Genomic DNA, 17,444 nt, shown 5'->3' with positions numbered 1-17,444 from the left:
GGCTCAGGCCTTGTCGGCCAAACTCATTTGCGCCGAGTGGGCTTGTTGGTCTGCGTGGTAGCTGCTGCGCACCATGGCGCCCACGGCGGCGTGCGAAAACCCCATCTCATAAGCTTTGGCTTCGAACATTTTGAAGGTGTCGGGGTGCACGTAGCGGCGCACGGGCAAGTGGCTGTTGCTGGGCGCCAAGTACTGGCCAATGGTCAGCATCTCGATGTGGTGCGCGCGCATGTCGCGCATGACCTCCAGGATTTCTTCGTCGGTCTCGCCCAGGCCCACCATCAGGCCGCTCTTGGTGGGCACGTTCGGAAACAAGGCCTTGAATTTTTTCAGCAAGTTCAGCGAGAACTGGTAGTCCGAGCCTGGGCGTGCTTCTTTGTACAGGCGCGGCACGGTTTCCATGTTGTGGTTCATCACGTCGGGCGGCGCGGCCTTCAGGATCTCGAGCGCGCGGTCGTCACGCCCCCGAAAGTCGGGCACCAGCACTTCGATTTGCGTGCTGGGTGAAAGCTCGCGGGTTTTGCGGATGCATTCCACAAAGTGTCCGGCACCGCCATCGCGCAGGTCATCGCGGTCCACGCTGGTGATGACCACGTATTGCAGCTTCAGTTGCGCAATGGTCTTGGCCAGGTTGTCGGGCTCGTTCACATCCAGCGGGTCGGGGCGGCCGTGGCCCACGTCGCAAAACGGGCAGCGGCGTGTGCACTTGTCGCCCATGATCATGAAGGTGGCCGTGCCCTTGCCGAAACATTCACCGATGTTGGGGCAGCTGGCTTCTTCGCACACGGTCACCAGTTTGTTGGCGCGCAGCACGTCCTTGATTTCGTAAAAGCGGGTGGTGGGCGAGCCCGCCTTGACGCGGATCCACTCGGGTTTTTTGAGCACTTCGGCTTGCTCCACCTTGACCGGAATGCGCGAGAGTTTGGCGGCAGCCTTTTGCTTGGCCATGGGGTCGTAGTTGTCAACGCTTTGCGCTTCGCGCACCACTTGGCGTTCGGTCGGGGTGTTGCTCATCGGATTCTTTCGGTCGCCGCTCGGCGGCAGGTCAGGGGCGTTTCAGAGTCGGGCGGCGAGTTGGCCTGCCAGCACACGGGCAGCATCGTCCCAGGTGGTTTCAACACCGATTGTAAAAAGGTCCACGGTTTTCAGGCCGGCATACCCACAGGGGTTGATACGCTCGAAGGGTTGAAGGTCCATGGCCACGTTCAAAGCCGCGCCGTGGTACGTGCAGTGGCGGCTGACTTTGATGCCCAAGGCGCTGATCTTGCCCAGGCCTTTGAAGGGGTCGTTGGCGGGAGCCGGGCCGACCAGCGCCGCGTGGCTGAAGGGGTCGTCCAAGCGCACATAAATGCCTGGCGCACCCGCCACCCGGTGGCCTGTGACGCCGTAATGCGCCAAAGTCCGGATGACCGACTCTTCCAGCTTGAAGACATATTCTTTGACGTAGTACCCGGCGCGTTGCAGGTTGACCAAGGGGTAAGCCATGACTTGGCCGGGGCCATGAAACGTGACTTGCCCGCCCCGGTTGGTTTGCACCACCGGAATGTCGCCAGGCATCAAGAGGTGCGAGGCTTGACCCGCCAGCCCTTGGGTGAACACAGGCGGGTGTTCGCACAGCCAAAGCTCATTGGGCGTGTCTGGGGTGCGGGTGGCCGTGAAGGCCTGCATGGCTTCGTAGGTTGGCAGGTAGTCCACTTGCCCAAGAAGCCGGGTGTCCATGCTCAAAGCACGATTTTGACCATCGGGTGCGAGGTCAGTGCGCGGTACAGATCGTCGAGTTGTTCGCGGCTGGTGGCCGTGATGCTGAGCGTCACGCCCAGATAGTTGCCACCTTTGCTGGGGCGCAACTCGATGGTGGCAGGGTCAAAGCCCGGATCGAATTGCAGGGCCACCTGGCACATGGCTTCGGCAAAGCCGTCGACCATGGCGCCCATGACCTTGATCGGGAAGACCGAGGGGTACTCAATCAGGGTGTCTTTTCGCGGGTCGATGCCAGCGGGAGGTTGGATGGATGCGCTCATGAATGATTCCGTGGAGTCTGCCAAGCTTAACGCCAGACGACGACCGCCAAGACCGCGGCCCAGCCCAGCGCGAAATTGGTCAGCACCAGGGGGTGGATCTGCCCCAAGGCCTTGCCGGCTTGAGGCCAGTCCTCGGCTGCGACAGCTGCTTTCAGGCGGCGAAACGGCGCCAACCAAATGTGCGCAAAAACAAGGCACATCAACACGCCCAGCCCCGACATGGCGTGCCAACCGCGCGGAGCGAGCTTCATGTCGGTGCCTGACAGCATCCAAAAACCCGTCGCCAAAATCAGGGCGATGCAGAGCCAGACCATGACAAAAAAGCGGGATAAGACGCCCGACATCAAGGCCAGACGCTCTGGCGGGGGCAGGCGTTGGATGGCCACAGGACGCAGCGCCAAAATCACCAGCGCCATACCGCCCAGCCAGACGATGCCTGCGCCCAAGTGCAAAAATTTAAACCATTCGTACATACAGATGACCTTGAGGTGGTGCGGTCTTCAAATTGAGTCCCACCAAAATTTGTGAAGGCACCAGAGAATGCACGCAAACCTTGCAACTTGCGAGCATCAGAGCCAAAAAAATGGAAAGCACGGGTTTTTACGTATAGAATCCGAGGCTTTGCAACATTTGACGCACTTGCAACTGGGGTGCCCATTGAGATGACTGAGATCGCCTCAAATTCCCAAACGGTTCCAGACCAAGTGAAATCAAGTGAAGCAGATGGTGTCGAGGAGCCTGAATTCAAGCCCCTGACAGCCGATGAGGCGCAAGCTTGGCGGCTGAAAAATCCTGCATTGATGCCTTGGCGCATCGTCGCATTGCAAGCGGGTGTAGGCGGCTTGATGGTTTTGCTGACATGGCTGTTGACGGATGAGCGGCGATTGGCTGCTTCTGTGGCTTGGGGTGTGGTGGCGGTGGTGATACCGGCCATGGTGTTTGTCAGGGCTTTGAGCCGGCAGATGCGCATTGCCCAACCCAAAGTGGCGCTGGTGGGTTTGTTCACCTGGGAGTTGGTCAAAATCATTTTGACCGTGGCGTTGCTTTTGGTGGCGCCTAAAGTGGTATCTGATTTGAGCTGGCTCGCCTTGGTGGCCAGCTTCGTGGTGACGATCAAGGTGTACTGGCTGGCCATGGCGCTGGGCTGGATGCAACGGAAATCGAAGCCGACCTTATATTGAACTGATTGGTGATTTATGTCTGCTGAAAACGCTGGCGCGCATGCCCCAACGGCTGGAGAGTACATCCAGCATCACTTGCAACATCTGCAAATGAATTTCTCATTTGAAGGCGTCAAGCAAACAAGCATCGTCGATTTCAGTTTGTTCAACCTCGACTCGGTGGTGTTGTCGGTGTTGTTGGGTGTCGTGGGCTGTTTCCTCTTGTGGTCGGCTGCTCGCAAAGCCACATCGGGTGTGCCAGGTCGCTTCCAAGCGGCTGTGGAGTTGCTCTCGGAAATGGTTGAGAACCAAGCCAAGGGCGTGATCCACAACGCCAACAGCCGCAAGTTGATCTCACCTTTGGCCTTGACCGTGTTTGTTTGGATTTTCCTGATGAACGCCATGGACATGTTGCCTGTGGACTTGCTCCCAGGTGTTTGGCATGCTGCCGGTCCAGCTTTGGGTTTCAAAGATTACATGCGCGTGGTGCCCACCGCTGACTTGTCTTCAACCTTGGGCCTGTCGTGCTCTGTGCTGCTGATTTGCTTGTTCTACAACATCAAGATCAAGGGTCTGGGCGGCTGGGTGCATGAGCTCATTTCGGCCCCATTTGGCGACCACTGGGCGCTGTACCCGATCAATTTCTTGATGCAGATGATTGAATATTTGGCCAAGACGGTGTCGCATGGCATGCGACTGTTTGGCAACATGTTTGCGGGTGAGTTGGTGTTCATGTTGATTGCCCTCATGGGTGGTGGCTGGGCATTGTCAGCAACTGGTGTGGGTTTGGCCATCGGTCACATCCTCGGCGGTACCGTATGGACCTTGTTCCATATCTTGGTCATCACCTTGCAAGCTTTCATCTTTATGATGTTGACGCTGGTCTACACAGGCCAAGCGCACGACGCGCATTGATGACAATTTTCCCTTTGTTTTTTTCTTTCTTTTTCCACTCACTTTAGGAGCTTCTCATGGAAAACATTCTCGGCCTGGTGGCATTGGCTTGTGGTTTGATCGTTGGTTTGGGTGCTTTGGGCGCCTCTATCGGCATCGGCATGATGGGTGGCAAATTCCTCGAATCCGGCGCACGTCAGCCAGAGTTGATGAACGAATTGCAGACCAAAATGTTCTTGTTGGCCGGTCTGATCGACGCTGCCTTCTTGATCGGTGTGGCCATTGCTTTGCTGTTCGCCTTCGCCAACCCCTTCGTTTTGAAGTAATCCACGTACCTCTTCCAACAGAAGAAGGATTGAACCGTGAACATTAACGCTACTCTGTTCATTCAGATGATCGTTTTTGCGATTCTGGTGTGGTTCACGATGAAATTCGTGTGGCCCCCGATCACAAAAGCGCTCGACGAACGGGCACAGAAAATCGCTGACGGCCTCGCTGCCGCCGACAAAGCCAAAGCCGAACTCAGCAACGCCAATGCGCGTGTTGAAGCCGAACTGGCCCAGTCGCGCACCGAGACGGCTTCGCGCTTGGCAGATGCCGAGCGCCGTGCAAATGGCATCGTTGACGAAGCCAAAGCACGAGCCACCGAAGAAGGCAACAAGATCATCGCCGCTGCAAAAGCTGAAGCTGAGCAGGAAGCTGTCAAAGCACGTGAAGCCCTGCGCGAGCAGGTTGCAGCTTTGGCCGTGAAAGGCGCCGAGCAGATTCTCCGCAAGGAAGTCAATGCCGGTGTCCACGCTGATCTGCTGAGCCGCCTCAAGACCGAGCTGTAAGAAGCTCCAGCCAGAGAAGACCATGGCAGAACTTGCTACCATCGCCCGCCCTTATGCCGAAGCGCTTTTCAAAGCGCAGGCATCCGATCTTGCTGGCACGGCCGCTTGGCTGGACGAACTGGCCGCCGTTGCGGAAAACGCGCAATTGCAACAGTTTGTTGACAGCCCCAAAGTGTCCGATGAGCAGGCATTCGAGCTGATCTCTGGCGTGCTTCGTACAGCACTGCCCGAGGCTGGCAAGAACTTCCTGCATCTGGTGATCGAAAACCGCCGTCTCAGTGCACTGCCTGTCGTCGCACAGCAGTACCGGGCACTGATGAATGCGCAAGGTGGCACTGCGGATGCAGTTGTTTACAGCGCATTTCCCATCGACGCGTCGGCTTTGGCCGATTTGTCGTCCACGCTCGAAAAACGCTTTGCGCGCAAGCTCAATGTGAGCGTCGAGCTTGATGCCGCCTTGATTGGTGGTATTCGTGTGGTGGTGGGTGACGAGGTGCTTGACACCTCTGTCATAGCCCGACTGGAACAAATGAAATCGGCCCTCTCCGCATAAGCGGACGAGACCGGACATATTTAAAGAAAGAAGGAAAGAGTCATGCAACTCAATCCCGCAGAAATTTCTGAACTGATCAAGAGCCGCATCGAAGGGCTGTCCGCCAGCGCCGATATCCGCAACCAAGGCACTGTGGTGTCGGTGACCGACGGTATCGTTCGCGTCCACGGTTTGTCGGATGTGATGCAGGGCGAAATGCTCGAATTCCCCGCGACTGCGGATGGTGCTGCCACATTTGGTCTGGCCCTGAACCTCGAGCGTGACTCGGTCGGTGCCGTGATCTTGGGTGAGTACGAGCACATCTCCGAAGGCGACACTGTCAAGTGCACAGGCCGTATTCTGGAAGTGCCCGTGGGCCCTGAACTGATTGGCCGCGTGGTGAACGCTTTGGGTCAGCCGATCGACGGCAAAGGCCCCATCAATGCCAAGATGACCGACGTGATCGAAAAAGTCGCCCCAGGCGTGATCGCACGTAAATCGGTGGACCAGCCGATGCAAACCGGCCTGAAATCGATCGACTCCATGGTGCCCGTGGGCCGTGGTCAGCGCGAATTGATCATTGGCGACCGTCAGACCGGCAAGACTGCCGTCGCGATCGATGCCATCATCAACCAAAAAGGTCAGAACATGACCTGCGTTTACGTCGCGATTGGCCAAAAAGCCTCGTCGATCAAGAACGTGGTGCGCGCTTTGGAGCAAGCTGGCGCGATGGAATACACCATCGTCGTGGCTGCTTCGGCTTCTGAATCGGCTGCCATGCAGTATGTGTCGGCCTACTCTGGCTGCACCATGGGCGAATACTTCCGCGACCGTGGCGAAGACGCTCTGATCGTTTATGACGATCTGTCCAAGCAAGCGGTGGCTTACCGCCAAGTGTCTTTGCTCTTGCGTCGCCCACCAGGCCGCGAAGCTTACCCTGGCGACGTGTTCTATCTCCACAGCCGTTTGCTCGAGCGTGCAGCCCGCGTGAACGCCGACTACGTCGAAGCCTTCACCAAAGGTGCTGTGACTGGAAAAACAGGTTCCTTGACGGCTTTGCCCATCATCGAAACCCAAGCCGGTGACGTGTCTGCCTTCGTGCCTACCAACGTGATTTCGATCACCGACGGTCAGATCTTCTTGGAAACTTCCTTGTTCAACGCCGGTATCCGCCCTGCGATCAATGCCGGTATCTCGGTGTCTCGCGTCGGTAGCTCCGCACAGACCAAGGTCATCAAAGGCCAGTCTGGCGGTATCCGTACCGATTTGGCCCAGTACCGTGAATTGGCTGCGTTCGCGCAGTTCGCTTCCGATCTGGACGAATCCACACGCAAGCAGCTGGACCGCGGTGCCCGCGTGACCGAATTGCTCAAGCAAGCCCAGTACAGCCCCTTGTCGATCAGCTTGATGGGCGCCAGCCTGTTTGCCGTGAACAAAGGTTTCATGGACGACATCGATGTCAAGAAAGTCTTGGCTTTTGAGCACGGCTTGCACGCTTACTTGAAAGACAAGTGCGCTGCATTGCTGGCCAAAATCGAGAGCTCCAAAGCTTTGGACAAAGAGGCAGAAGCCGAATTGAACACCGCTGTGGCCGCTTTCAAGAAAAGCTTTGCTTAATTTCTACCTGATCAAAAGGAGCCGCTGATGGCATCGGGCAAGGAACTACGCACCAAGATCAAATCGGTGGAAAACACCAAGAAGATCACCAAGGCCATGGAGATGATTTCCGTCTCCAAAATGCGCAAGGCGCAGGAGCGTATGCGCACGGCCCGTCCTTACAGCGAGAAGATTCGCACCATTGCGACTCATCTCGGGCAGGCCAATCCTGAGTACGTGCACGCCTTCATGAAGCAAAACGACGGCAAGTCCGTCGGCTTCATTGTGGTGACCACGGACAAAGGCTTGTGCGGTGGCTTGAACACCAACCTGCTGCGCGCCGTGACGGGTAAATTGCGTGAAGCGCAGGCCGAAGGCAAGACGCCGATGGCCGTGGCCATCGGTGGCAAAGGTTTGGGTTTCCTGAACCGCGTCAATGCCAAAGTGGTGGCCAATGTGACCCATTTGGGCGATAAGCCTCACCTGGAAAAGTTGATTGGCCCCGTCAAGGTGCTGCTCGATGCTTACGCCGCGGGTGAGGTGAGCGCTGTGTACCTGTGCTACAACAAGTTTGTCAGCACCATGGCACAAGTGCCCACCATCGACCAGTTGTTGCCACTGTCTTCTTCCAAAATGGAAGCAGAAACCAAGGCGGCAGGTGCAGTGGCCCATGGATGGGATTACATCTATGAGCCCGATGCCCAGTCGGTTATTGACGATTTGTTGATCCGTTATGCGGAAGCCCTGGCTTACCAAGCCGTGGCTGAAAACATGGCTTCGGAACACGCTGCGCGCATGGTGGCCATGAAGGCCGCCACGGACAACGCCGGCAATGTGATTGGCGAGCTCAAACTCGTTTACAACAAGACCCGTCAGGCAGCCATCACCAAAGAACTGTCGGAAATCGTCTCTGGCGCAGCTGCGATCAGCGGCTGATCCCCAGTTCAGCAAATTCAAATTATTTGGAGCGAAAAATGCAAGCCCAAGGAAAAATTGTTCAGTGTATTGGCGCTGTGGTCGACGTGGAATTTCCACGCAACCAGATGCCCAAGGTTTATGACGCACTCAAAATGGAAGGCTCCGCGCTGACCCTGGAAGTGCAACAACAACTCGGCGACGGCATCGTGCGTACCATTGCGCTCGGTTCCTCCGACGGTCTGCGTCGTGGCCTGATCGTGTCCAACACCGGTAAAGCCATCACCGTTCCAGTGGGCAAAGCCACACTGGGCCGCATCATGGACGTGTTGGGTTCCCCCATCGACGAACGTGGCCCTGTGAGCCAGGAGCTGACCGCTTCGATTCACCGCAAAGCCCCCGCGTATGACGAGCTGAGCCCATCTCAAGAACTGCTGGAAACCGGCATCAAAGTGATTGACTTGGTTTGCCCGTTCGCCAAAGGCGGTAAGGTCGGCTTGTTCGGTGGTGCCGGTGTGGGCAAGACCGTGAACATGATGGAACTCATCAACAACATCGCCAAGGCGCACAGCGGCTTGTCCGTGTTTGCGGGTGTGGGTGAGCGTACCCGTGAAGGCAACGACTTCTACCACGAGATGGCCGACTCCGGCGTGGTGAACCTCGAGAACCTGCCCGAGTCCAAAGTGGCCATGGTGTACGGTCAAATGAACGAGCCACCAGGCAACCGTCTGCGCGTCGCCTTGACCGGTCTGACCATCGCCGAATCCTTCCGCGACGAAGGCAAAGACGTGTTGTTCTTCGTGGACAACATCTACCGCTACACCTTGGCCGGTACCGAAGTGTCCGCCTTGTTGGGCCGTATGCCTTCCGCTGTGGGTTACCAGCCTACATTGGCCGAAGAAATGGGCCGTTTGCAAGAGCGCATCACATCGACCAAAGTGGGTTCGATCACATCGATACAAGCCGTTTACGTGCCAGCCGATGACTTGACCGATCCATCGCCAGCGACCACCTTCGCGCACTTGGACTCCACCGTGGTGTTGTCCCGTGACATCGCTTCGCTGGGTATCTACCCTGCTGTGGATCCTTTGGACTCCACCAGCCGCCAGTTGGACCCCCTGGTGGTCGGTTTGGACCACTACGAAACAGCCCGTGCGGTGCAAGGCACATTGCAGCGTTACCGTGAACTGCGCGACATCATCGCCATCATGGGCATGGACGACTTGGCACCTGAGGACAAGTTGGCCGTGGCCCGTGCCCGCAAGATCCAGCGTTTCCTGTCGCAGCCTTTCCACGTGGCTGAAGTGTTCACGGGCTCTCCTGGCAAGTACGTCACATTGGCTGAAACCATCCGTGGCTTCAAGATGATTGTGGCCGGCGAGTGCGATCACCTGCCAGAGCAAGCTTTCTACATGGTCGGTACCATCGACGAAGCTTTCGAAAAGGCCAAAAAGGCAGCCTAAAGCAGAGCCTCGGGGTGGCTGATCCAGCCTCCTCGAATTCCGCTTGAACGCACCTTTTTAAGGAGTAAACATGAACACCATCCACGTTGATGTGGTCAGTGCCGAAGAGTCCATCTATTCGGGTGAAGCCCGTTTTGTGGCCTTGCCCGGCGAGTCTGGCGAATTGGGCATTTACCCGCGCCATACCCCCTTGATCACCCGCATCAAAGCCGGCTCGGTTCGCATCGAGACGGCAGACGGTGGCGAAGAATTTGTTTTCGTTGCGGGTGGCATTTTGGAAGTGCAGCCCGACTGCGTGACCGTGCTGTCTGACACCGCGATCCGCGGCAAAGACCTCGACGAAGAGAAAGCCAACGCAGCCAAAGCCTTGGCCGAAGAGGCTTTGAAGAACGCCAGCAGTGAAATTGACATGGCCCGTGCCACTTCAGAATTGGCTGTTCTGGCGGCGCAATTGTCTGCGCTGCGCAAGTACCGCAAAAAGTAAACCACTGAACAAGTGGATGGCTTGCCAGACAAGCTGCATTCGAACCCGGCGCAGAGATGTGACCGGGTTTTTTGTTGTCTGACGCACATCCCACACGTGTAGACTAGATCGCATCATGAAACGAGCCAAACTACAAGCTGCCATTGTGGGGGGAACCCCAGATGACGTGGAACACCTTTTCTACGAAGCGCTGCACAACGCAGACATCGAGCAACTCATGGGGTGTTGGGCCGATGAGGAGGACATCGTTTGTGTGCACCCGGGTGGGCCTCGTCTGGTGGGGCCAGGGGCCATACGCGCCACTTTTGAAAGCATGTTCAGCCATGGCAGTGTGCAGGCGCACCCCGAGAGAATTCACAAAATCGAGTCCTTGGCGAGCGCAGTTCACCATTTGGTGGAACGGGTTGAGGTCATGACGCCCCAAGGTCGACAGCTCGCCTATGTGATCGCGACCAATGTGTACCACAAGACACCGCAAGGTTGGCGCATGGTGGCACACCACACCAGTCCGGGAACGCCGAACGATGCGGCAGATGTGGGTGTTAAGCCCCAGGTCTTGCATTGACAGCGATGAACTTTGAAACACCCGCTTGGTTGCCGGGCGGTCATGCGCAGACCATTTGGCCCGCATTGTTTTCGCGTCGGAACTGGGGCCCCGTATTGGCAAAAGTCCGAGAGCGCTGGACGACGCCAGACGGCGACTTCATCGATGTCGACCTGCAGCATGCCAGCAGTCCCCAGCGTCCCTTTGTGGTGCTCTTTCATGGGCTGGAGGGTTCATCAAGTAGCCATTACGCGGTGGCTTTTGCAGATTGGGCTGCTGAAAATGATTTGAACTTCGCTTTGCCCCATTTCAGGGGGTGCAGTGGCGAACTGAACCATGCCCCAAGGGCCTACCATTCAGGGGACCACTCAGAAATCGAATGGATTTTGAGGAAACTGAGACATCGGCACCAACAAAAAGGTGGGCAAACTTTGGTGGCAGCAGGGGTATCGCTGGGCGGCAATGCCTTGATGCGTTGGGCGGCAGAGCACGGTCAAATGGCTTTGCAAGCGGCCGATGCCATTGCGTCCATCTGCTCTCCCCTGGATTTGACCGAAAGTGGAAAAGCCATCGGTCAGGGATTGAACCGACAAATCTACACCCGCATGTTTTTGCGCAGCATGAAACCCAGGGCCATGGCCAAATTGGCCCAACATCCGGGCTTGTTCGATGCCCAAAAAATGTTGGCGGCGCGTGATCTGTACGCGTTCGACAATGTCTTTACCGCACCCTTGCACGGTTTCAAAAACACCGACGACTACTGGTCAAAGGCCTCTGCCAAGCCGCTCATGAAAAACATCCAACTGCCTGCTTTGGCCTTGAATGCCCAAAATGACCCCTTCGTGCCTGCACACAGTTTGCCCCAACACAAGGATGTGTCCTCGGCAGTCACCTTGTGGCATCCCCGGCATGGGGGTCATGTGGGGTTTGCGCAAGGGGCATGGCCCGGCCATGTGCGTGGACTGCCCGATGCCGTGGGGGGGTGGCTGATCGCCGCAGCCGGACAAGCGGCGTTGCTGAAGCGAGCCCTGTGATGGATGACATCGTCAAACAAGCCATGGCCAAGTGGCCCGATGTGCCTGACTGTTATGGCTGGTTGGGCTTGGACAGCCGGGGGCATTGGCACATGCGAGATGACCGTGTGCAGCGCTTGGGTTTGTTCCAAAGTGCAGTTCCTGGCGCCAAAGGCTCGGTGCTGACGCATGAAAAATTGCTGGCGTTCATCCATCGCAATTACGCCTCGAATGAAAAGGGGCAATGGTTCTTCCAAAATGGCCCGCAAAGGGTCTACGTGGAGTTGGCGCTGACGCCCTATGTCTGGCGCCTGGATGACGCGTGCACGCCCACGGCCCAGACCGGAGAAGTGACGCGCGTGCGGGCGTGCCTGATGGACGAAGTGGGACGGGTCTATCTCGACACCGACTTGGGCCTGGGCTTGGTCCACTCCATGGACGTCGCTCACGTGGCCAACGCTTTGGAGCAAGGCCGCTGGACCTTGATGGATTGCGAGTCTCAGGATTTGCCCCAGCGATACGGGTACGTGATCAGTCCGCAAGCCCTGGCCCAGGCACAACGGGCATAAAAAAACCGACCCTCAGGTCGGTTCTTGGAGGCGTCAGTGAAAGATCACTTTTTCTCTGCGCTGGCCGCAGCAGGCGCTGCAGGTTCATCAAATTTGGCACCGGCATTGTTTGCCATGTAAACCACCGCGCGTGCGATTTCGATGTCGTTGAAGTCACCACCCGACTGAGCGCCCATGGCGCCTTTGCCTTTGAGTGCGGAAGTCACCAAGGTCTCCAAGCCTTGCTTGATGCGAGAACCCCAAGCGGCAGCATCTGCAAATTTAGGCGCACCGGCAGCGCCTGCAGCGTGACAAGCCACGCACTGGGCTTTGTAAACCTCTTCACCCGCCTTCAATGGGCGGTTCGCATCGCGAACTTCAATGGAGCCGATTTTTTGGATGCGCTGAGCCACAGACTTTTCACTGTCACTCGCGCCGGGCGCGGTCTTGTTGGCCGAGGTGACATAAAACACCAAGCCAATGATGATGAACACAGGGATGATGAAAGAAGCAAGGCTGAGTAAAAGCATTTGCTTGGGCGTTTTCACGGGGCCTGTGTGTGCTTCGTGGTGATCGTGGCTGTTGTCGCTCATGAAATCCTCTTGTAGGGCGTGGCCGAAAGGCCTTCGGATGGTCCGTCATCAACCCAAGATTATAGCGGCCTGCCCTTCACCGAGCTTTCAAGTCACAGGACGAATGACAAGCCATGTGATAATGCTTGCACCCAACTATTGCGGCTGTAGCTCAGTGGATAGAGTATTGGCCTCCGAAGCCAAGGGTCGTGGGTTCGATCCCCGCCAGCCGCACCAACTTCTCACTTCGCCACCCTTTGCGGTGGCGTTTTTGTTCAGACCCTTAGATCAGGGGGCCGATGCGTCGGAAGCCAAGGGCTCCTGGACACGCCGTGCACCGGTGAAGCGCTTGGTCCAATAGGCCGCGCGCAGATCGTCCACACGCACGGCTTTGCCTGCGCTGGGTGCATGGATGAATTTGCCGTCGCCAATGTAGATGCCCACATGGCTGAAAGTGCGGCGCATGGTGTTGAAGAAGACCAAGTCGCCGGGGTTGAGTTCACTGCGGTCAATTTTTTCTGTGGTTTTGGCTTGCTCGTCGGCGCGACGCGGCAGCAATCTGCCCACAGAGGTCTCGTAAATGTGGCGAACAAAACCGCTGCAATCAAACCCGGTGTCTGAAGAAGAACCGCCACGTTTGTAGGGGACGCCCAGCAGCGTCATGGCTTTGCCCAGCATCTGGTTGGTTTTTTCACCCACCGTGTTCTTGACTTGGTCGCCCAACAACAGCAAATTGACCGAATCGAGGGCGCGTTTGTCCACGGGCGCCTGTGCGTCTTCAGGCGCTGCAAAGCACAGTGAGACGGTCAACAGGAGGCTCGCGGCCAGAGCAACAGCCTTAGACATCACGGTTTGAATGGGGGTGCATGGGGGGAACATGATACCAAGCCCATGGGCCTTGGCCGCACCGCGGCAGGCCGATGCACGAAACCCTCCGCTGGGCACACCACCTCAAACCCCGTAGCGGTCTCGGTATGCCTGCACCTTGGGCAGGTGCAAGCCCACTTCGCTGCCGCTTTGGGCTGACAAATAAGCCAACAGGTCCGACAGTTCTGCAATGCAGCAAACGCCCATGCCCAAGGTCTGGCGCACATATTGAACGGCGCTGTGGGGCACATCTCGGACCGAGCCGTCGGCTTGTTTTTCGGTCGCCATTTCCTGGCGGTCCAGCGCAATGGCAATGGCATGGGCCGTGGCCCCAGCGGCCTGAATGAGGGCAATCGATTCACGCGCTGCGGTACCGGCGCTCATCACATCGTCCACGATCAGCACGCGCCCTTGGAGGGGTGCGCCCACCAGAGAGCCGCCTTCCCCGTGGTCCTTGGCCTCCTTGCGGTTGTAAGCAAAGGGCACGTTTTTGCCCAAGCGGGCCAGTTCGATGGCCACGGCCGCGCCCAGAGGGATGCCTTTGTAAGCCGGGCCGAAAATCATGTCGAATTCGATGCCGCTGGCCAGCAGGGCTTTTGCATAGAATTGCGCCAGTCGGCTGAGTTTGGCGCCATCGTCAAACAGGCCCGCGTTGAAGAAATAAGGGCTCATGCGCCCGGCTTTGGTTTTGAATTCGCCAAAGCGCAGCACACCCGAGTCGACTGCAAACTGCACAAATTCCTGAGCGAGCGCCTGCATAGGGGCGTTGCTTGCCTGTCCTGTCACCATGGGGAAATCCTTGTTCAAACTCACCAGCCTCAACCTCAACGGCATTCGTTCAGCCACGACCAAAGGGGTCGAAGCCTGGCTGGCGCAAGAGAAGCCCGATTGTATTTGTGTGCAAGAGGTCAAAGCCCAAGCGGCCGATGTGGCCGGCAAGTTTGAAGAACTCGCGGGCTTGAAAGGCCACTTTCACTTTGCCGAAAAAAAGGGCTACTCTGGTGTGGGCGTCTACACGCGGCACGAGCCCAGCGATGTGCGGGTCGGCTTTGATGGTGGCGAATTCGACGCCGAAGGCCGTTACGTGGAAACGCGCTTCGACACCCCTGCCCGCAAGTTGTCCATCATCAGCGTGTATTTCCCCAGTGGCTCCTCAGGCCCCGAGCGGCAGCAGGCCAAGTTCCGCTTCTTGGACAAGATGTACCCCCACCTGATGGCGCTGAAAGCCGAGCGCGACTTCATCGTGTGCAGTGACGTGAACATCGCCCACCAGCAGGCCGACCTGAAAAACTGGAAGGGCAACCTCAAGAACAGCGGTTTCTTGCCCGAAGAGCGTGCTTGGATGACCCAGCTGACCACCGAAGGCGGTGTGGTGGACGTCTACCGCCGTTTGAAACCTGAGGCGACCGACGATTGCTACACCTGGTGGAGCAACCGCGGCCAGGCCTACGCCAAGAACGTAGGTTGGCGGCTGGACTACCACCTGGCCACGCCCGCGGTGGCCGAGAAGGCCCGCACCGAGCACATTTACAAGGGCGAGAAGTTCTCGGACCACGCACCGGTCAGCATCCTGTATGAGGGCTTGCTGTGACCCGAAGACCGTTTGCCCTTAGCCGCGGGTGTAGGTGAGCATGCGGCCTTTGTAAGCGGCCTGGTCACCGTGAGCCACTTGGTCGAGCACCTGCTCGGTCATGTGAAAGCCCACACGCCCCATGTGCCTGTGAAAGGCTGCGCGGTTGCCACGGTTGGGGTCCACCACCCAAATTTCGCAAGCCGCAGCAGCGTGGGCGTCAATGAAGTGGGCCAGGGTGCCTTCGTCGTCGCGCTCGTACAAAATATCGCTCCCCACAATCAACTCGAACAGGCCGCTCACGCCCTCGTCTTGGGCCGAAGTCAGGACAGGCAACCCGTCCTCGCGCACGGCTGCAGTGCCCCACAAACCATGACGGTAGTTCATGGGGGGCAAGCCGTTCAATCGGGTGTTTTCATCTAAAAAAGCATGCGTGAGTGGGTGACAGTCACTGGCCGTGACGTTGGCACCGCGTCGGTGTGCAATCAAGCTGGACAAGCCCAAGCCGCAGCCAATTTCCAAAATCCGCTCATGCGTGACCGGCCGACGGGCCATGCGTTCGGCCATGCGCTGACCCGAAGGCCAAAGCAAGCCAAACAAGGGCCATGTGGCCGATGAAATACCCAAATTCAAGGCTTCGTCCAGCGGGTCATGGAACTGGTTGTTGTCGAGCAGGGAGCGGATGAGCAAGTCATCCACGCCCAACACCGAGATGCTTTCCTGCTTGGTCAGGTAGCCGAGAGTGGAAGGGTGCAAAAGAACATTCTGTGCAGCGCAAAAACATCAACCCCGTGGCGCTGGCTGCTTGGACTGTACACCCCCTTGTCGAAAGGAGACCCATGGCACCGCCCTTTCTATAATTTGCCCATGCTCCAATACCAAACCATTCCCGTCACGCCCTTCCAGCAAAATTGTTCTGTGGTTTGGGATGACCAAAGCCGCCAGGCTGCCGTGGTGGACCCCGGCGGTGACTTGGACAAGATTTTGGACGCGCTGCGGCAACACGACTTGAAGCTGGAGCAAATTTGGATCACCCACGGTCATCTGGACCATGCATCCGGCACGGCCGATCTGGCCGAACAGATGGGCGGCTTGCCCATCATTGGGCCGCACCCGGCAGACCAATTCTGGATCGATGGATTGCCTCAGGCGGCGGCCGCTTATGGCTTCCCACCCGCACGGGTTTTCCAGACCACACGCTGGTTGGCCGACGGGGACAGCGTGACACTGGGTGCGCACACTTTGCAAGTGCGCCACTGCCCCGGGCACACACCCGGCCATGTGGTGTTTTATTCGCCTGAGATCAAGCGGGCCTTTGTGGGGGATGTGCTGTTCGCTGGCAGCATTGGCCGCACCGACTTTCCGCAAGGCAACCACGAAGATTTGATCGCCAGCATCACCCAGCGTTTATGGCCCATGGGCCATGACACGGTGTTCATTCCTGGTCACGGTCCAGAAAGCACGTTTGGACGTGAACGGCAGACCAACCCCTACGTGCGCGACAAGTGACGGGTTCTGTGCGGGCTCAACCCCGACGGGCCTTGTCGTAGAGGTGTTGCACCTTCGGCAGGTTGGCTTGGAGCTCTTCAATGCGGTTGGCACCACTGGGGTGGGTTGACAAGAAGGAGGGACTGCCATTGCCACTGGCCGCTTGCATTTTTTGCCACAGGCTCACACTCGCCTCGGGCTTGTAGCCGCCACGCGCAGCGATTTCCAAGCCCACCAAGTCCGATTCGGTTTCGTCATCTCGGCTGTATTTCAGCGTGAGCAGTTGCGTTCCCAAGTTGGCCGCGACATCGCCCAGCGATCCCAAGCCCAACAGTTGCGATGCAATCGACAAACCCAAGCTGGTGGCTTGGCTCTTGGCCAAGCGCTCCCGGGCATGCTCGCGCAGGGCGTGCGCCATCTCGTGCCCCATGATCATGGCGACTTCGTCGTCGTTCAGTTTCAATTGATCCAAGATGCCCGTGTAGAAGGCAATTTTTCCGCCGGGCATGCACCAAGCGTTGATCTGCTTGCTGCCGATCAGGTTGACCTGCCACTTCCAGTCCCGCGAACGGGGGTTCCAAGGCGCCGCGTGGGGAATAAGTTTTTGTGCAATGGTCTGTAAGCGTTGCAACTGCGGGTGGTCATCGGGCGCCAAGGCCCCTTTGGCACGGGCTTCCGACAAGACCTGCGCGTACTGCTGGCGTGCAGAGGTCTCCAGTGTTTCGGCAGGCACCAGTTTGCGCAAACTGGAGGAGGCACCCACGTCCACCTGCGCCAAGACGCCTGTGGCCGCCGATGAACCTGCAGCCAGCAAAAAAGCGCGGCGCGCTTGCCAAAGTGGCGAGGGGGTGTCGCCCGAGTCGGGGGCAACAGAGGCGGTTTTGAGGTGACAAATCAAGCACATGGTGACGCCATGATAGCGAAGGGCGCGCCCCCCCGTTTGA

Annotated in this window: 23 protein-coding genes and 1 tRNA gene; 15 read left to right on the top strand and 9 right to left on the bottom strand. The window is 57.8% G+C overall.

Translation table 11 applies throughout. The features are described 5' to 3' along the window. Window positions 1–3 precede the first annotated feature (3 nt). Genes lipA through B9Z31_RS14025 form a run of 4 tightly spaced genes read right to left on the bottom strand, consistent with a single transcriptional unit; the run spans window position 4 to window position 2,494 of the window. Window positions 4–1,014 (bottom strand): lipoyl synthase, encoded by a 1,011-nt coding sequence (lipA, locus tag B9Z31_RS14040; protein WP_100120185.1) that lies wholly within the window; start codon window positions 1,012–1,014, stop codon window positions 4–6. 42 nt (window positions 1,015–1,056) lie between these two features. Next, on the bottom strand, window positions 1,057–1,719 hold the full coding sequence (gene lipB, locus B9Z31_RS14035; protein WP_100120184.1) for a lipoyl(octanoyl) transferase LipB: 663 nt from the start codon (window positions 1,717–1,719) through the stop codon (window positions 1,057–1,059). 2 nt (window positions 1,720–1,721) lie between these two features. Continuing rightward, entirely contained in the window at window positions 1,722–2,021 is a 300-nt protein-coding gene (locus B9Z31_RS14030) for a DUF493 family protein (RefSeq protein ID WP_100120183.1), read from the bottom strand. A gap of 26 nt (window positions 2,022–2,047) precedes the next feature. Then, a complete protein-coding gene (locus B9Z31_RS14025; RefSeq protein WP_100120182.1) occupies window positions 2,048–2,494 on the bottom strand; it encodes a DUF4149 domain-containing protein in 447 nt (148 codons plus the stop codon). A gap of 231 nt (window positions 2,495–2,725) precedes the next feature. Between B9Z31_RS14025 and B9Z31_RS14020 the strand changes: the two genes are divergently transcribed. The 12 genes from B9Z31_RS14020 to B9Z31_RS13965 all read left to right on the top strand — a co-directional run bounded on the left by B9Z31_RS14020 (window position 2,726) and on the right by B9Z31_RS13965 (window position 12,024). Then, window positions 2,726–3,202 carry an ATP synthase subunit I gene (locus tag B9Z31_RS14020; protein WP_233200982.1) on the top strand — a complete coding sequence of 159 codons (477 nt, stop codon included), beginning with the start codon at window positions 2,726–2,728 and terminating at the stop codon, window positions 3,200–3,202. 15 nt (window positions 3,203–3,217) lie between these two features. After that, window positions 3,218–4,096, top strand: coding sequence for a F0F1 ATP synthase subunit A (atpB, locus tag B9Z31_RS14015; protein WP_100120180.1), 879 nt, complete (start codon window positions 3,218–3,220; stop codon window positions 4,094–4,096). Between the two features lie 56 nt (window positions 4,097–4,152). Then, the gene (gene atpE / locus B9Z31_RS14010) at window positions 4,153–4,401 is read left to right on the top strand and encodes a F0F1 ATP synthase subunit C (protein WP_019426878.1); all 249 of its coding nucleotides are present in this window, start codon (window positions 4,153–4,155) and stop codon (window positions 4,399–4,401) included. Window positions 4,402–4,437: 36 nt separating this feature from the next. Continuing rightward, a complete protein-coding gene (locus B9Z31_RS14005) occupies window positions 4,438–4,908 on the top strand; it encodes a F0F1 ATP synthase subunit B (RefSeq protein WP_100120179.1) in 471 nt (156 codons plus the stop codon). Window positions 4,909–4,930: 22 nt separating this feature from the next. Continuing rightward, complete coding sequence (locus B9Z31_RS14000) at window positions 4,931–5,461, top strand: F0F1 ATP synthase subunit delta (RefSeq protein ID WP_100120178.1); 531 nt, start codon at window positions 4,931–4,933, stop codon at window positions 5,459–5,461. Window positions 5,462–5,503: 42 nt separating this feature from the next. Continuing rightward, on the top strand, window positions 5,504–7,057 hold the full coding sequence (gene atpA / locus B9Z31_RS13995; protein ID WP_100120177.1) for a F0F1 ATP synthase subunit alpha: 1,554 nt from the start codon (window positions 5,504–5,506) through the stop codon (window positions 7,055–7,057). 27 nt (window positions 7,058–7,084) lie between these two features. Further along, window positions 7,085–7,972 carry a F0F1 ATP synthase subunit gamma gene (atpG, locus tag B9Z31_RS13990; protein ID WP_100120176.1) on the top strand — a complete coding sequence of 296 codons (888 nt, stop codon included), beginning with the start codon at window positions 7,085–7,087 and terminating at the stop codon, window positions 7,970–7,972. Window positions 7,973–8,010: 38 nt separating this feature from the next. Further along, a complete protein-coding gene (gene atpD / locus B9Z31_RS13985) occupies window positions 8,011–9,414 on the top strand; it encodes a F0F1 ATP synthase subunit beta (RefSeq protein ID WP_100120175.1) in 1,404 nt (467 codons plus the stop codon). A 70-nt stretch (window positions 9,415–9,484) separates the two neighbouring features. Beyond that, window positions 9,485–9,898: a F0F1 ATP synthase subunit epsilon gene (locus B9Z31_RS13980; RefSeq protein ID WP_100120174.1), complete on the top strand. Its 414-nt coding sequence runs from the start codon at window positions 9,485–9,487 to the stop codon at window positions 9,896–9,898. Window positions 9,899–10,013: 115 nt separating this feature from the next. Beyond that, entirely contained in the window at window positions 10,014–10,463 is a 450-nt protein-coding gene (locus B9Z31_RS13975; RefSeq protein ID WP_100120173.1) for a nuclear transport factor 2 family protein, read from the top strand. 5 nt (window positions 10,464–10,468) lie between these two features. After that, window positions 10,469–11,476, top strand: a complete 1,008-nt coding sequence (locus B9Z31_RS13970; RefSeq protein WP_100120172.1) for a YheT family hydrolase — start codon at window positions 10,469–10,471, stop codon at window positions 11,474–11,476. Beyond that, a complete protein-coding gene (locus tag B9Z31_RS13965; protein WP_100120171.1) occupies window positions 11,476–12,024 on the top strand; it encodes a DUF2946 family protein in 549 nt (182 codons plus the stop codon). Before B9Z31_RS13970 ends, B9Z31_RS13965 begins: the two co-directional genes overlap by 1 nt. 44 nt (window positions 12,025–12,068) lie before the next feature. On the opposite strand, the gene B9Z31_RS13960 is transcribed toward B9Z31_RS13965, so the two are convergent. Then, entirely contained in the window at window positions 12,069–12,596 is a 528-nt protein-coding gene (locus B9Z31_RS13960; RefSeq protein WP_100120170.1) for a cytochrome c5 family protein, read from the bottom strand. Window positions 12,597–12,736: 140 nt separating this feature from the next. Between B9Z31_RS13960 and B9Z31_RS13955 the strand changes: the two genes are divergently transcribed. Beyond that, window positions 12,737–12,812 (top strand) — tRNA-Arg (locus B9Z31_RS13955). A gap of 51 nt (window positions 12,813–12,863) precedes the next feature. Here B9Z31_RS13955 and B9Z31_RS13950 read toward each other — a convergent pair. Together B9Z31_RS13950 and pyrE are read right to left on the bottom strand one after the other, a co-directional pair. After that, on the bottom strand, window positions 12,864–13,421 hold the full coding sequence (locus B9Z31_RS13950; RefSeq protein WP_199174515.1) for a C40 family peptidase: 558 nt from the start codon (window positions 13,419–13,421) through the stop codon (window positions 12,864–12,866). 105 nt (window positions 13,422–13,526) lie between these two features. Next, window positions 13,527–14,231, bottom strand: a complete 705-nt coding sequence (gene pyrE / locus B9Z31_RS13945; protein ID WP_100120168.1) for an orotate phosphoribosyltransferase — start codon at window positions 14,229–14,231, stop codon at window positions 13,527–13,529. On the opposite strand from pyrE, the gene B9Z31_RS13940 reads away from it, so the two are divergent. After that, complete coding sequence (locus B9Z31_RS13940) at window positions 14,230–15,033, top strand: exodeoxyribonuclease III (RefSeq protein ID WP_199174514.1); 804 nt, start codon at window positions 14,230–14,232, stop codon at window positions 15,031–15,033. The genes pyrE and B9Z31_RS13940 overlap by 2 nt on opposite strands. Window positions 15,034–15,051: 18 nt before the next feature. Here B9Z31_RS13940 and B9Z31_RS13935 read toward each other — a convergent pair whose 3' ends face one another. Further along, on the bottom strand, window positions 15,052–15,768 hold the full coding sequence (locus B9Z31_RS13935; protein WP_100120167.1) for a methyltransferase: 717 nt from the start codon (window positions 15,766–15,768) through the stop codon (window positions 15,052–15,054). Between the two features lie 111 nt (window positions 15,769–15,879). Between B9Z31_RS13935 and B9Z31_RS13930 the strand changes: the two genes are divergently transcribed. Continuing rightward, window positions 15,880–16,521 (top strand): MBL fold metallo-hydrolase, encoded by a 642-nt coding sequence (locus tag B9Z31_RS13930; RefSeq protein WP_100120166.1) that lies wholly within the window; start codon window positions 15,880–15,882, stop codon window positions 16,519–16,521. A 16-nt stretch (window positions 16,522–16,537) separates the two neighbouring features. Here the strand turns inward: B9Z31_RS13930 and B9Z31_RS13925 are convergent, their stop codons facing one another. Further along, the gene (locus tag B9Z31_RS13925) at window positions 16,538–17,404 is read right to left on the bottom strand and encodes a M48 family metallopeptidase (RefSeq protein WP_100120165.1); all 867 of its coding nucleotides are present in this window, start codon (window positions 17,402–17,404) and stop codon (window positions 16,538–16,540) included. Window positions 17,405–17,444 lie beyond the last annotated feature (40 nt).

It is taken from the genome of Limnohabitans sp. G3-2, assembly GCF_002778275.1.
Taxonomy (GTDB): Bacteria; Pseudomonadota; Gammaproteobacteria; order Burkholderiales; family Burkholderiaceae_C; genus Limnohabitans_A.
This window is presented reverse-complemented; position numbering and strand designations above follow the sequence as displayed.